At 37.3% G+C, this 14,721-nt stretch carries 9 protein-coding genes; 2 read left to right on the top strand and 7 right to left on the bottom strand.

Features of this window, described 5'->3' with window-relative positions; all coding sequences use genetic code 11:
• Window positions 1–94: 94 nt before the first annotated feature.
• On the top strand, window positions 95–1,339 hold the full coding sequence (locus ACOCEA_RS02800) for an NAD(P)/FAD-dependent oxidoreductase (RefSeq protein ID WP_420754674.1): 1,245 nt from the start codon (window positions 95–97) through the stop codon (window positions 1,337–1,339).
• 34 nt (window positions 1,340–1,373) lie between these two features.
• Here the strand turns inward: ACOCEA_RS02800 and ACOCEA_RS02795 are convergent, their stop codons facing one another.
• Window positions 1,374–1,973: a hypothetical protein gene (locus ACOCEA_RS02795; protein ID WP_420754673.1), complete on the bottom strand. Its 600-nt coding sequence runs from the start codon at window positions 1,971–1,973 to the stop codon at window positions 1,374–1,376.
• Between the two features lie 84 nt (window positions 1,974–2,057).
• Entirely contained in the window at window positions 2,058–3,344 is a 1,287-nt protein-coding gene (locus tag ACOCEA_RS02790) for a serine hydrolase domain-containing protein (protein WP_420754672.1), read from the bottom strand.
• Between the two features lie 289 nt (window positions 3,345–3,633).
• Between ACOCEA_RS02790 and ACOCEA_RS02785 the strand changes: the two genes are divergently transcribed.
• Window positions 3,634–5,292 carry a solute:sodium symporter family transporter gene (locus tag ACOCEA_RS02785; RefSeq protein ID WP_420754671.1) on the top strand — a complete coding sequence of 553 codons (1,659 nt, stop codon included), beginning with the start codon at window positions 3,634–3,636 and terminating at the stop codon, window positions 5,290–5,292.
• A 27-nt stretch (window positions 5,293–5,319) separates the two neighbouring features.
• Here the strand turns inward: ACOCEA_RS02785 and ACOCEA_RS02780 are convergent, their stop codons facing one another.
• The 5 genes from ACOCEA_RS02780 to ACOCEA_RS02760 form a co-directional block, all read right to left on the bottom strand.
• Window positions 5,320–7,329: a PAS domain-containing hybrid sensor histidine kinase/response regulator gene (locus ACOCEA_RS02780; protein WP_420754670.1), complete on the bottom strand. Its 2,010-nt coding sequence runs from the start codon at window positions 7,327–7,329 to the stop codon at window positions 5,320–5,322.
• A gap of 298 nt (window positions 7,330–7,627) precedes the next feature.
• The gene (locus ACOCEA_RS02775) at window positions 7,628–8,461 is read right to left on the bottom strand and encodes a phosphatase PAP2 family protein (RefSeq protein WP_420754669.1); all 834 of its coding nucleotides are present in this window, start codon (window positions 8,459–8,461) and stop codon (window positions 7,628–7,630) included.
• A gap of 110 nt (window positions 8,462–8,571) precedes the next feature.
• Window positions 8,572–10,737 carry a Tex family protein gene (locus tag ACOCEA_RS02770; protein ID WP_420754668.1) on the bottom strand — a complete coding sequence of 722 codons (2,166 nt, stop codon included), beginning with the start codon at window positions 10,735–10,737 and terminating at the stop codon, window positions 8,572–8,574.
• 29 nt (window positions 10,738–10,766) lie between these two features.
• Window positions 10,767–12,875, bottom strand: a complete 2,109-nt coding sequence (metG, locus tag ACOCEA_RS02765; protein WP_420754667.1) for a methionine--tRNA ligase — start codon at window positions 12,873–12,875, stop codon at window positions 10,767–10,769.
• 127 nt (window positions 12,876–13,002) lie between these two features.
• A complete protein-coding gene (locus tag ACOCEA_RS02760) occupies window positions 13,003–14,712 on the bottom strand; it encodes a DUF1501 domain-containing protein (protein WP_420754666.1) in 1,710 nt (569 codons plus the stop codon).
• Window positions 14,713–14,721: the final 9 nt, after the last annotated feature.

The raw sequence follows: 14,721 nt of genomic DNA, 5'->3' as shown, positions 1-14,721 counted from the left end.
ATATAATACCTTAGTCTATTAATTATTGGCTTGGTTCGCAAATTTAAAGTTTTTAGCGAATTAGGATAATTATTGTTTCGCAAATAATCAAAAGATGTCAATAGAACATGTAGACATATTAATTATAGGGGCTGGGCCATCTGGAGCTGTTGCTGCCGCATATCTTCATGATAAAGGTTTTAAGGTAAAGGTGGTTGAGAGAAATTCCTTCCCTAGGTTTGTTATTGGGGAAAGTCTTATACCAAGGTGCATGGACCATTTTGATGCTGTTGGATTTATGCCTTGTCTAGAGAAAAAAGGATTTGAGGTTAAAACTGGCGCACGATTTCTACAAGGTGAAAAAGTCTGTGAATTTGATTTTAGCAAAAAACATACTGATGGTTGGGACTGGACTTGGCAAGTGCCTCGTGCCGAGTTTGATAAAACACTTACCGATGAGCTTGAACGTTGGGGCGTGGATATTGCTTTTGAAAAGGAGGTGGTAGACGTTAAATTGACCAATGGGAAATCTATTACGACGATTAAAAATAAAAAAGGGGACACTTCTGAAATTGAGGCAAAATTTATTATAGATTCTAGTGGTTTTGGCCGTGTATTGCCTAGATTGTTACATTTGGACAAACCTTCTGAAATTCCCAAACACTCTTCTATATTCACCCATGTTAAAGATAGTAGGCGGCCTGAAGGTTGGGAAGGCCATAGAATTACTTTTGATATTGTAAGTAGGGAAACCTGGTTATGGGTAATCCCATTTTCCAATGGGTATACAAGTATTGGTTACGTTGGGCCTACAGCGTATTTGGAATCTTTTGGAGGGAATGCAGAAGATAAGCTTCGTGAAATGATGAAGTTATCCAATCATTATCATGACCGTTTTAGTGGTTTGCCCTTTGAATTTGAGCCTAAAATGATAAAGAATATTGCCAAATCTGTTACACAGCTCTATGGTGATGGGTATGTGCTTACGGGTAATAGTGCTGAATTTTTAGATCCCGTTTTTTCAAGTGGGGTAACGTTTGCCACCGAGTCCGCACATTTGGCCGCCAAATTAATCACAAAAGAATTACAAGGTGAAGCTGTAGATTGGGAAACAGATTATTCAAAATATATTTTAGAAGGGGTCAATGTTTTTTCTACCTATGTAAAGGAATGGTACACCGGAAACCTACAGAAAATATTTTTTGCAGATTCTGAAAACCCGATTATAAAATCACAAATTTGTGCCGTATTGGCGGGTTATGTTTGGGACAAGACCAATCCTTTTGTGAAAAATCATCATAGGTTGGTAAAGACCGTAGCCCGTATAACCGAAATGGAAAAAGAAAACGCCAGCAAATAATTGCGGCGTTTATTATTATCTTGACAGATTCTTACTAGAGTGCTTTCTTTTTAATTTCCCCAGCAATGTTTTTTGCTAGCTTGGCGTAGCATTCAGAAATTCTATAACCGGAGTTATAGTCGTAACCCATAGCGCCACTTCCTTGCACGTCTTTGTAATTTCCCGAAAATAGGATGTTTGTAGGATCATTGGTTTTATACACGGTGAATGTGGCATCAATTTCTGCATTGTGCCTTACAATACCAACATTATACCCAGGATAGATCTTCGAAGTATGTATTTTCATGGTGTAGTCGGCAGCATCTTCCGTGACCCCAACTTTGCCATCATCAAATCGTTTGTTAAAGGATTCGATAAATTTAGGATGGTATTGGTCAGGCCGATCATTGAACCATTCATTTTTAAAGCGTTCTCCATCACCAGCTTTTTTTTCTTCCCTTTTGCCCATTTTGTCCTTTAAAAAATCATCTTCATTATCAAACTTTGGAATCTGTACATCTGTATAATCAAAAATAAGGCTATAGGTGTCAATTCCTTTTAGGTTTTTAAAATTTCCCTCTTGAATTTTTAATTTTTGAGCAGATGCGCTTACCATTATAAGCATAACTATGGCAGATAAAAATTGTTTTTTCATGGTTTTGTTTAAGATATATTTGTTAACGATTTTTGAGGGAAGTTTCTTTATAACGTAATTAAGTACGTTTTATTCTCATTCTTTCTAATCATCGATAGAAGCAAAAACCATTTGTCTAAACATCCAACCAGAATCATCATTGATAGGTCCCTGTGTTTGTTTCAATAGAACGCCAATGATATTCTCATTTGGGTCTGCAAAATATTGTGTATTAAAGTAACCGCCCCAATCAAAAGTGCCAGTACTACCTTCACCACCGGCAATCTCACCTTTTTTATTGATTACAGAAAAAGCAAGCCCATAATGTTTGCCTCCATCCCAAATAGTTCCAATTTGGTTACCCATGATGCTTTTTACAGTGGTTCTGCTTAACAGTCGTGTACCGTTTAGCTCACCCCCGTTAAGATACATTTGTAAAAAAGTGGCATAGTCTTTTGCTGTACTAGATAAACCTGCACCTCCAGAAAAAAATGTTTTGGCACCGCTAATTGGGTAATTGGTATCATAAAATGTAACAGGATATTCAACCCATTGTCCATTTACTTTTTGTTGTACAGTTACTAGCCTATCTGATTTATCCTTAGGGAGGTAAAAACCTGTATCATCCATTCTTAAAGGTTCAAAAATTCGAGTTTTCAAAAAAACATCAAATGGTTGGCCAGATATAATTTCTATAAAATAGCCTAGTACATCCAAGCCTTCGCTGTAGGTCCATGCTTCACCAGGTTCATGATGTAATGGAAGCTGGGCTAGTTTTTTAATACTTTCACCAATGGTTATGTTTTTTGTAGTAAACAAATCTGTGATCCCAGCCTTAGCGTAGATTTTTTTAAAGCGATCGTCACCATCAATTACTCCATAACCAATACCTGATGTGTGGGTTATTAAATCTCTAATGGTAATTTGGTTTTCAGCGGGCTTGGTTGTATAGGTAGAATCAGATTCATTGAAGGTATCCAGTATTTCTGCTTTTCCAAACTCTGGCATGTATTTGGAGATTGGGTCATCTAACTTAAATTTACCTTCTTCCCAAAGCATCATGATCGCTGTAGCGGTAATGGCCTTTGTTTGGGAGGCAATTCTAAAAATAGCATCCTTTTCCATTGTTTTTTTAGAATCGGTATTGGCCATGCCATAAGACTTATGTAAAACTATTTTGCCATTTCTAGCTACCAGTGCAACAACTCCAGGCAGGTTGCCATCTGTTACTTGTTGTTGTAACATTTGATCTATTTTGTGTAATCTTTCTGCCGACATTCCTACTTCTACAGCTTCTCCATTAATAAGTGGCGCCGAATTTTTTAAGGATTTTGTCTGGGAGTAGCCGTAAATGCCAATGGCGAAAAATAAAATTAAGATGTGATTTTTCATGTTGTGGAAAGGTTTACTGTTTTATAGAAGTTTAGTTTTGAAAGGATTTTGATGATTTGTTTTAGGTCAAAGTCATGTATTAAGGTCATGGTATACCAAAACATGGTTTAAAGATAAGTATGTAATTAATTATCGCATCTAAAATTGGTTTGCTTGTTTACTATGTATTATATTAGTCAGCTGCTATTATTTTATGTTTTATATTAAACATATCGTTATAAAATTAGTGTTAAAATAATGATAATACAATAGCTTCATTTACAACTAACTAAACAACCAATTTTATTTTATGGATTTCTTGTCTATTTTCTCATTCTTAGGATTCACCTTATTAGTTGCTGCAATTGCATGGTACGCAACAAGAAGTACCAATGAAAAATCTTCGGACGGTTATTTTTTAGGAGGTAGAAGCCTTACCGCAGGCGTAATTGCAGGTTCGTTATTATTGACCAACCTTTCTACAGAGCAAATTGTTGGATTAAATGGAAGCGCATATAAGGATGGGTTGTCTGTTATGGCATGGGAGACTTTAGCGGCAATCGCGATGGTGGTAACTGCTGTTTTTCTATTGCCTAGATATTTAAAAGGTGGTCTAACTACAGTACCACAATTTTTAGCTGAGCGGTTTGATGTTTCCACAAAAACAATTACCTCAGGGTTATTTTTAACCGGTTATGTAGTTGTATTACTTCCGGTGATTCTTTATTCCGGCTCTGTGGCTATAAGTGGTATGTTCAACGTAGCAGAAATGTTTAATGTTTCTGAGTCGACGGCTTTAGGATATTGTATTTGGGGAATAGGAATCATTGGTTCTATATACGCTGTTTTTGGTGGATTAAAAGCAGTTGCGGTTTCTGACAGTATCAATGCTATTGGATTGATGATAGGGGGTATATTGATACCTGTTTTTGGTTTAATGGCCATAGGTGATGGTAGTTTGTCTAACGGTTTACATGAATTAATGACAACCAACCCAGAACGTTTTGACTCTACTGGGGAACATGGCCAAGAAGTGCCATTCGTCACCATATTTACCGGGATGATGCTCGTACAGTTATTTTATTGGGGAACCAACCAACAAATTATTCAAAGGGCACTCGGAGCCAAAAGTTTGGCAGAAGGACAAAAAGGACTTCTTTTAGCATCTTTTTTAAAGATATTGGGGCCCTTAATCCTAGTATTGCCGGGGATGATCGCCTATCATTATTTTGATGGTGGATTGACATCGAGTGATTTGGCATATCCAGAATTGGTTCGTGCCGTTCTTCCAAAACCTTTGGTAGGATTTTTTGCAGCTGTTTTGTTCGGTGCTATTTTAAGTTCATTTAATAGTGTATTAAATAGCTCTGTTACACTTTTCGGAATAGACATTTACAAACAACATATTAATAAAGAAGCGTCTGAGGCCACCGTGGTTAAGTACGGTAAGATCTTTGGTATTTGTTTGGCATTGGCTGCGATGTTCATTGCTCCATTAATTGCAAATGCAGGTAGTCTTTTCAATTATTTACAGGAAATTAATGGTATCTATAGTATTCCAATTTTCACCATTATCGTAGTTGGGTATTTAACTAAGCGCGTACCTGCCATAGCCGCTAAAATTGGTATTTTTTCGGGGTCTGCATTGTATATCATCAGTCAGTTTTTTATGAAGCCTAATTTTGTGGGCAAGGCATTGGAGAATGCCAAAGCTGCTGGAGTGACTGATGCTTCAGAATTGGCAATGGTAGAAGCAGATGCGTATCCGCATTATTTACATGTAATGGCTATTTTGTTTGTAATGAACTGTATTATAATGTTACTTATTGGCAAGTTTGCACCAAGAAAAGAGCAATTTGAACTAAAATATACCAAGCAAGTTGATATAACTCCATTTAAGTATGTAAATCAGGTTGGTATTGGTGTGGTGGCGATTGTTGTCTGTATTTATATCTATTTTGCCAAATAGGGAAATTTTTAAGTCGGCAACATTAGTTTAATTACTAGTGTTGCTAATCAAATTTCTAAGATTAAGGGCTTTACTGTGTTTTTCCAAAACACATATTAAATCTTTTTGTTTTGCTGGTTTTATAAGAATATCTGTGCACCCAGCTTCCTTTATAGATTGTGCCTCATCATTCATAGCGTAGGCTGTATGCGCTATTATAGGAATTGTTGTATTTGATTTTCTAATTTCTTTAGTAACTTCTAAACCATTTAAAATAGGCATTCTAATGTCCATAACTATGATTTCAATGTCGGGATTGGCGTAAAATAAGTCCAAAGCTTCTTGGCCATTTTTTGCGTGAAGTACAGTACCCAAATCTTTCAACCATATATTTAGTAAGTAAAAGTTGATTTCCTCATCTTCCGCAACTAAGATCTTTATGTCTTTTGGTCTTTTTTTATCTTCGTTTTTGTATGGTATGTAAGGAATTTTAAAAAAGAATTCGCTTCCCTGGTTTAATTCAGAGTACAACCAAATTTCACCTTCAAAAAGTGCTATAAGTCCCTTAACTATGGACATTCCCAATCCGGATCCCGAATCATTTTTTGCGGCACTGTTATTAATTTGACCAAACCTTTTAAAAATTATAGATTGATTTTCTGGCTTTATGCCAATTCCCGTATCCTTTACAAAAAATTCCAAAAAGCCATCTTTTATGGAATAACCAAATGTAATTTCACCTTCCTCCGTAAATTTGAAGGCATTCTCCAATAGGTTGGATAAAATTTGGTTAAGCCTTTTATCATCAGTCTTAATGCAACTGTTATTATCTTCTAGCGCCACTTCTAAGGTCAATATTATTTTTTTGTCACTGTTGGCAAGGGTAAACTGATCTCTTATATCGTACATTAAATGATTCAGGTTGTGTACGTCAAATATTAATTTTTGTTGCTGCGAATCTATTTTAGAAATATCAACGATATCAGAAATTAAACTTAACAATCTATTCCCTGACGATTTAATATGTTGTAAGCATTTTTTGTGTTCCTCTTTGTCTAAATTTTCGTTTCCAAGCAATTCTGAACATCCTAAAATGGCATTCATAGGTGTTCGTATGTCATGTGACATATTAGCAAGAAAAGCAGACTTTAAATTATCACTTTCTTCTGCCTTTTTATACGCTTTCTCAAGTTTTAAGCGTTCATTTTCCCTTTCTGTACAGTCTCTTACAAAAAGGGCAAACTCTCCATAAGTTGGACTAAAGGCTGAAATGTCATAGTATTTTCCGGTGTTATGGTTAAAGTCTATAAAGTTTTTGGATTTCCCTGTGGTAGCAACATTACATAGTGTTTCTATCCATGATTTTTCTATATCGGGAAAAATTTGCAGCATTGTTTTACCAATTATTTCCTCCCTTTTTAATCCTGTTTGGGTCTCATAGGCTTTATTGACCTCTAAAATCTTAAAATCGTAAGGCAAATTATCTTCGTCAAGAAGAATTTCACAATGTTTAAACCCTTCTAACATATTGTTTAGAAGATAATTTTTTTCTTCTTTCTGTTTTTTGATTTCAATTTGGGCAATCTCAAGATCTTTTTCTTCAGTTATATCCCTAAACAACATTACAAATTGGTCTTGACCATTGGAATAGGCTGTTGTAACATAATGTCTTTTAGTATTATGGTCGAAACCGGTCATTGAGTTTGGTTTTTTTGCCAAAACCACTTCCCCATAAAAATCTAACCACTTTTTATCCATTTCAGGATATACTTCCAATATTCGTTTACCAACTATCATTTCCTTTTCCATACCAGTATGGAATGGGAATGCTTCATTGATTCGAAGAACCTTATAATCATTAGGTTTGCCTTTGCTGTCATAAACTATTTCGCATTGGGCGAAACCTTCTCTTATTGTATTGGAGAAAATTTCAAATTTTGATTGCTGCTCAATCAAACTTAATTTTAAAAGTGTTAATAGCGTTTTGAATTCTTCAGTGTCACAATTTTCTATACTTAGAGCTTCTAACTTTTCTAAAATCTGTAAGCTATTTTGCATTTGTGGTTTTTTAAGATAATTGAATAGGTAATTGCCTCGGCTCTAAATAATTCTTTTGCCACTGTCCGTCAATACTTTAGTCTCTTAATTTACTAAAAATTTATATTAGTATAACCGTTATAATGCTGAAAAATGGATTAAGGCTTAAACGAATGGGTTGTTAATAAATATCAACTTTTAGTAATTATACGAAAATCCTTTATTAACCGTATATATGGATTCAACTATATAAATCCGCTTGGGGTTGGAGTAGTGGCACTGGTAATTTGCATTGCTATCTTTTTTGCCAACGGGCATTTTAAAATGCTATGTTTAAACCTACTTGTCCTGGTCCAAAGCTGAGGTCCCACGCTACTTTTTTGGAGCTGTCATTATATTTCTGGTCATATTTGGAATCTAAGTAACGATCTATTGATTCTACGGTAAAAATACTAATAGCCACACCTAATACTACATCTGATAACCAGTGTTTGCCTTCCCATAAACGGGATATCGCTGGGACTGAACCTAGTGTGTAAATACCCGTCTTTACCCAAATATTTTTAAATTGCTTTGCAATGGCATGTGCATTGGTCATTGCCAGTATGGCGTGTCCAGAAGGGAAAGAATGGTATTGTCTGTCACCAGCCCATAACGGTTTATAGGTGTCCTTGTTTTGGCCACTTAGTGGTCTTGCCCTACCTACGGCCGATTTTAAGATTTGTTGTAAAAGTCCAGCTGAGGATGCAGAGGATATTAACAATACGCCAGTTCTCCTTAACTTTTCGTTTTTGGTGATAAGGCCCGATAAATAAACAGCACCGGTTATCATATAATTATTTTCTGGGCTACCATATTCAAAGCCATAGTCACGTATAAACTTTGGTACATCTTCCTTAATGCCAACAAAATAGTCGCTTGTAGGTGTATCAATCAAATAACTTATTCCTGTGCCGCCCAAAACATATCCAAATTTAGTCCAGTCATTCCCTTTCCAATGTAAGGGCCTACTATAGGAATGCCCCATGCCTTTAAATACATTCCCCATGTCATAGGTGAACATTTCCCACCTGGTATCTACAGAATCATGTACCGTATTTTGGGCATTCAGTAAATATGAAAAGAAGCAAAAGAAGAGAAATGTGTATTTCAAAATGAAAGATTTAAGATCACTAAACTATTAAAAGTCAAGATAAAAAAGTGCTCTAATATTATATTATTTAACGTGATCCATAATTTTGGTTCTATTTAAAGTAACGTTTATTACTTATGTAGCTTAAGCTGAATTCTTTTTCTGGGAACATCAACTTGTAACACTTTTACAATAATTTGCTGATTAAGATGTACATGCTGATTAACATCTTTTACAAAAGTGTCTGCCAAATTGGAAACATGGATAAGGCCACTTTCCTTGATGCCAATATCTACAAAACATCCAAAGTTGGTAATGTTATTTACGATGCCTGGTAGCAGTTGACCTTCGCTAATGTCTTTAATAGTTTTTATGTTTTGGTTAAAAGTAAATGTTTTAGCCTTCTCCCTACGGTCAACCCCTGGTTTTTCCAATTCGCTAAGAATATCTTGTAAGGTGGGCAACCCAAAGTTGTCGGTCACATATTTTTCTGGCGTTATGCTTTTCAATACTGCTTTATTGCCAATTAACCCTGATATTTTTATGTTATGGTCTTTTGCCATTTTTTGAACCACAGTGTAACTCTCTGGGTGCACTGCAGAATCATCCAAAGGGTTTGTGGCATCTTTAATTCGTAAAAAAGCGGCCCCTTGTTCAAAAGCCTTGTCACCCAATCGGGGTACATTTTTAATTTCATCCCTATTCTTAAATCCACCCAATTCAGTGCGTTTTTCAACAATATTCTCTGCTAGTTTATGGCCTATGCCGGATACATAGCTCAACAGAGGCACGCTGGCTGTATTTATGTTCACCCCAATGGCGTTTACACAGCTCTCCACAACCGTGTCCAAGCTTGTTTTTAGCTTGTTTTGGTCTACATCGTGCTGGTATTGACCTACACCAATAGATTTAGGGTCAATCTTTACCAATTCTGCCAAGGGGTCTGCAAGTCGTCTACCAATAGAAACGGCCCCACGTACGGTAACATCATAATTGGGAAATTCATCCCTGGCAATCTTGGAGGCGGAATAGATAGAGGCACCTGCCTCACTAACCACAAAAACCTCAATAGGATTTTTAAATTGTATTTTTTTAACCAGTTGTTCCGTTTCTCTTGAAGCGGTTCCGTTTCCTATGGCAATGGCCTCTATTTTGTAAGCATCGGCCAAGGTGCTTATTTTTTTTATTGCACCAGAAAAATCATTCTGCGGTGCGTGCGGAAATATAGTTTCGTTGTGTTTTAGGTTGCCTTGGGCATCTAAACAGACCACTTTGCAACCTGTTCTAAACCCTGGGTCTATAGCCAAAATTCTTTTTTCGCCCAATGGCGCACCCAATAGCAGCTGTCTTAAATTTTTTGAAAATACCATAATGGCCTCATCATCTGCTTTTTCTTTGGCATTTTTCAATAACTCATTGGAGAGGGAAGGAAATAATAAACGCTTGTAGGCATCTGTGATAGCCAATTGGATATGTTTTGTACAATCGTTATTAGACTTTACTAGCCTATTTTCAATTCTTTCCAATAATCTCTCATCATCCAATTCTATTTTAACCCGGATAAACTTCTCCGATTCCGCACGTAGGATGGCCAATAAACGATGCGACGGACACCGATTTAATGGTTCGCTCCAGTCAAAATAATCACGGTATTTTTGTGCTTTTTCGCTTGTGCCGAGCGGAGCAGAGGTGTTGTCTTTTTTTGTTCCAATGACCTTGGTGGTAATAATGGCAAATCGCTCTAACTGGTTACGTACTTGGTTGCGAATATCGGTACGTTCATTTATCCATTCAGAAATAATATGTCGGGCACCTTCCAGTGCCATATCTTCATTCACGATTTCACTGGATAGGTATTTTGAGGCTAAATAATCAATATTATCCGAACGTTGCGCCATGATGATTTTTGCCAAAGGTTCCAAGCCTTGTTTACGGGCTACTTCCGCTTTGGTTTTTTTACTTTTTTTAAAGGGAAGGTACAGGTCTTCCAATTGGGTCAAATCGACTGCCGATTCAAATTTTGATTTAAGTTCTGGAGTTAATACACCCTGTTCTTCAACAGCTTTTAGTATTGCCTGTTTTCTTTTGCTTAGTGCGTCAAATAACTCTTTGTACTTTACTATTTCACCTATCTGCACCTCATCTAGATTGCCGGTCTTTTCTTTTCTGTAACGAGATATAAATGGTACGGTGCAGTCTTGGTTCAAGAGCGCTATGGTGTTTTGTATGCCATTTTCTGGTAGTTGGGTGTGTCGTATAACATACTTGACCAAAGTATTATTTTCGGTAATCTTCATTTGAAATATGAATTAAATAAAGGATTTGCTTAACTAATAGTAAGCCCATTTGTAACCCCATCCTCATCAGGATTAACAAATACCAATTTACCTTCTGCATTTTCGGTCATGAGGATCATTCCCTCACTCTCAATACCTCGTAATGCCCTTGGTGCTAAATTGATAAGAACCGTTACTTTTTTTCCGATGATTTTTTCTGGGGAAAAACTTTCGGCAATACCTGAAACAATAGTTCTTGTGTCTAATCCAGTATCAACCTTAAGTACTAATAATTTTTTTGCTTTAGCCATTTTTTCAGCTTCTACTATAGTACCCACGCGCATGTCCAGTTTAGAAAAATCATCGAAGGTAATCGTATCTTTTTGTGACATAAGTACTTTATTTTCTAGGTCATTTGCTTTTTTAGTAGCCTCAAGTTTATCTAGCTGCGTCTGTATTTCAGCATCCTCAACTTTTCTAAACAGTAATTCCGCTTTGTTAATTTGATGTTTGGCCGGTAGCAAAACATCGGACTTAGAGATATCATCCCATCCCAGACTTCGACTATGCTCAGTCTCTAAATTATGGTCGCTGAGCGGAGCCGAAGCGATGTTCAATATATTCTTAAGTTTCTCAGATGTAAACGGCAAAAAAGGTTCACTTAAAATAGCCAAGCCCGTTGCAATTTGTAAAGCAACAAACATGATGGTCTTAACACGTTCCTCATCTTGTTTTATCACCTTCCATGGTTCTTCATCTGCCAAATATTTATTTCCCAAACGTGCAAGGTTCATTAATTCTTGTCCTGCTTCCCTAAATCTATAACGTTCCAAAGAACTTGAAATAATACCGGGATATTTTTTAAGCATTTCCAAGGTCTCTAAATCTACGGTTGAGAACTCAGATGGTGCTGGAACTATGCCGTTATAATATTTATTGGTTAGAACTACCACGCGGTTGATGAAATTCCCAAATATGGCAACTAGCTCATTGTTGTTTCTGGCCTGAAAATCCTTCCAGGTAAAGTCATTGTCCTTGGTTTCGGGTGCATTTGCTGTTAAAGTATACCGCAATACATCTTGCATATCAGGAAAATCTACCAAATATTCATGAAGCCAAACGGCCCAATTTTTTGATGTTGAGAGTTTATTGCCCTCTAGGTTTAAAAACTCATTCGCCGGCACATTATCCGGTAGTATATAATCTCCATGGGCTTTTAAAATGGCCGGAAATATGATACAGTGAAAAACAATATTGTCCTTGCCTATAAAGTGCAACAGTTTGGTGTCTTTATCTTTCCAGTATGGTTCCCAATCCTTGCCTTCTCGTGCGGCCCATTCTTTAGTGGATGAAATATAGCCAATAGGCGCGTCAAACCAAACATAAAGTACTTTCCCTTCACCACCTTTTACAGGTACCGGTATACCCCAATCTAAATCCCTAGTTACTGCCCTTGGTTCCAAGCCACCATCTATCCATGATTTGCATTGTCCATATACATTAGGTTTCCAGTCGTCTTTATGGCCTTCTAAAATCCATTTCCTTAGAAAATCCTCATATCTATTTAGGGGTAAAAACCAATGTGTAGTTTCCTTAGTGGTTGGAACCGTTCCGGTAATCGTTGATTTAGGATTTATAAGGTCTGTGGCATTCAATGATGACCCACAGTTTTCACATTGGTCACCATAGGCCTCCTCGTTTCCACACTTTGGGCAAGTACCAATTACAAATCTATCTGCCAAAAATTGTTTAGCTTCCTCGTCATATAGCTGGGCCGTAGTTTCTTCTATAAAATCACCTTGTTCATACAGCTTTTTAAAAAAATTGGAAGCTGTTTCATGATGAATTGGTGCAGATGTCCTAGAGTAATTATCAAAGGCAATACCGAAATCGGCGAAGGATTGCTTTATAATACCATGGTACTTGTCAATGACATCTTTTGGTGAAATGCCTTCCTTTTTGGCCTTCATGGAAATAGCCACACCATGTTCATCACTTCCACAAACAAAGACAACATCTTTACCTGTTAAACGAAGGTATCTGGTATAAATATCCGCGGGCACATAAACTCCTGCTAAATGACCAATGTGTATTGGGCCATTAGTGTAAGGTAATGCTGCGGTAATGGTATATCTTTTTGGGGTGTTTGTTGTGGACATCAATTTTATTTAAGCCACAAAAATAAAGATTTTTATATCGGTGGAATAGTGCTTCTTAAAAAAAGAGAAACCCTCGGTGTACCATAGAGATACTACCGAAGGTTAAGTTGCATAGTGGGGAAACAGATTAAGCTACCATAACTGACTTACTCATCTTTTGATTCTGTACGCTTATGCGATAAATGTACTTGCCAGTAGATAGTTGCTTGGGCATGCGCTCTCGTATGTTAATCTCTGTGGAGCCCTCTAGCATCATCTCGTTGAAGACGGTACCTACATGCTGCCCTAAAATGTTATATAATTGTATGTCTACCTGTGCGGTAAAAGGCATTTCCAAGTATATATGTGGTGTGCTATCCGTTGGGTAGAACGGCTTATGCACTATGGCATTTAAGATATTTGGATCTATTGGATCTGTGCCTTCTTCATCTGGAGGTGTTGGCGGGGTTACGTCGCCATCACTATATACAATATCCGGAAAATCTACACCGCTACAATTGAAACCTAAGTTTACGGGAGCATAGGGGTGGTCCAATAAATGTTGTTCTACCAAAGGAATGTCTACGCAGAGCCACTCTGCCAAAACGGTTGCATATAAATCCCTGAAGTCCATCGTGTATTCTAGATTTCCACGTCCGTCCGGGTTATCCAAGGTTGGGTGGTCACCTACAAAGGCACTGCCATTTAAACCTGACCCAAAGAATAGGGTTGGGGCAGCCTTGCCATGATCGGTGCCATTTGACCCATTTTCAAAAATACGACGACCAAATTCTGAAAAAGTCATACTCAATACCTTATCGTCTTGTTGTGTACAAGCTAAGTCCTCATAAAAACTAGTAATGGCAATTGAAAGGTTGGACATTAATCTCTCATGTGCCAGAGGCTGGTTGCCATGTGTGTCAAAACCACCCATGGAAATCATATAAACCTTGGTGCCTAAATTACCTTTGATCAATTTTGAAATAACCGATAATTGTCTAGCAAAGGAGTTGTCTTGATATTCAATACCACAACCTAGGGCTTCACCTCTTTGATAAGCTTCATGAATCAATCCTGAATACTCGTAGGTTGTATTGGCGACCCCTCTTAAGAACTTTAATTGGTCTCCATACATACAATCATTAAAAAGCGAATTATCTAAACCATACACAACACCAGATGCTGCTATTTCTTCTAACTGGTTAATATTGGAGGTTACAAAAGCGTAATTTGTCTCTTCACCTTGAAAAACCAAACTTCCGAATTGCCCTATTTGAATGGCAGCTGGGGCAGCTGGCGGATTCACTAAATAATCTGGATATATATTTTCAAAATGCCTGCCCATCCAGCCTGTATTCAAGCCACTGAAACCAGTGGTAGTCAAATCGGTATTTGCAAAAATATCAGAGCCGGTAAAGTGGGAGAGACTTTGGCCTTCATACCCTACGCCGTGTACTGCTTTAAACTGCCCATTGCCCCACATAGGTTCCAGGGCGCTCATATAAGATGGTACACCAAACTCATCCGTAAGCTTTAAAACCTTACTTTCTGGGATGTAAATATTAGGTCTTGCATTGGCATAGCTGTCATACTGTTCTATGGGGATAACGGTACTTAAACCATCATTACCGCCTGAAAGACGAATTAGAATAAGAATGTTGTCTGTTTCAGCGGCTGCGATACCTGCGGATAATGGGGAAGGGGCAGATGCTGTTAACATATTTGCGCCCAGCATCATGGAACCAGAACCTGCGATTCCCAAAGCTTGTAGAAAAGAACGTCTGCTCCAGTACTGATGTTCATGATCATGACCATCATGTTCTAGGCCTTTATGAGGTGAATGGTGTGTATTGCACATAGTAGTAGG

Origin of the sequence: Maribacter luteocoastalis (assembly GCF_048890225.1) — a bacterium.
GTDB lineage: Bacteria > Bacteroidota > Bacteroidia > Flavobacteriales > Flavobacteriaceae > Maribacter > Maribacter luteocoastalis.
The sequence above is the reverse complement of the archived record's forward strand: the minus strand, read 5'-3'. Positions and strand labels throughout refer to the sequence as shown.

Coding starts and splice junctions, on each gene's coding strand:
- ACOCEA_RS02795 (WP_420754673.1), bottom strand. CDS start 1,973: ATGAAAAAACAATTTTTATCTGCCATAGTTATGCTTATAATGGTAAGC.
- ACOCEA_RS02785 (WP_420754671.1), top strand. CDS start 3,634: ATGGATTTCTTGTCTATTTTCTCATTCTTAGGATTCACCTTATTAGTT.
- ACOCEA_RS02760 (WP_420754666.1), bottom strand. CDS start 14,712: ATGTGCAATACACACCATTCACCTCATAAAGGCCTAGAACATGATGGT.
- ACOCEA_RS02790 (WP_420754672.1), bottom strand. CDS start 3,344: ATGAAAAATCACATCTTAATTTTATTTTTCGCCATTGGCATTTACGGC.
- ACOCEA_RS02780 (WP_420754670.1), bottom strand. CDS start 7,329: ATGCAAAATAGCTTACAGATTTTAGAAAAGTTAGAAGCTCTAAGTATA.
- ACOCEA_RS02770 (WP_420754668.1), bottom strand. CDS start 10,737: ATGAAGATTACCGAAAATAATACTTTGGTCAAGTATGTTATACGACAC.
- ACOCEA_RS02800 (WP_420754674.1), top strand. CDS start 95: ATGTCAATAGAACATGTAGACATATTAATTATAGGGGCTGGGCCATCT.
- metG (WP_420754667.1), bottom strand. CDS start 12,875: ATGTCCACAACAAACACCCCAAAAAGATATACCATTACCGCAGCATTA.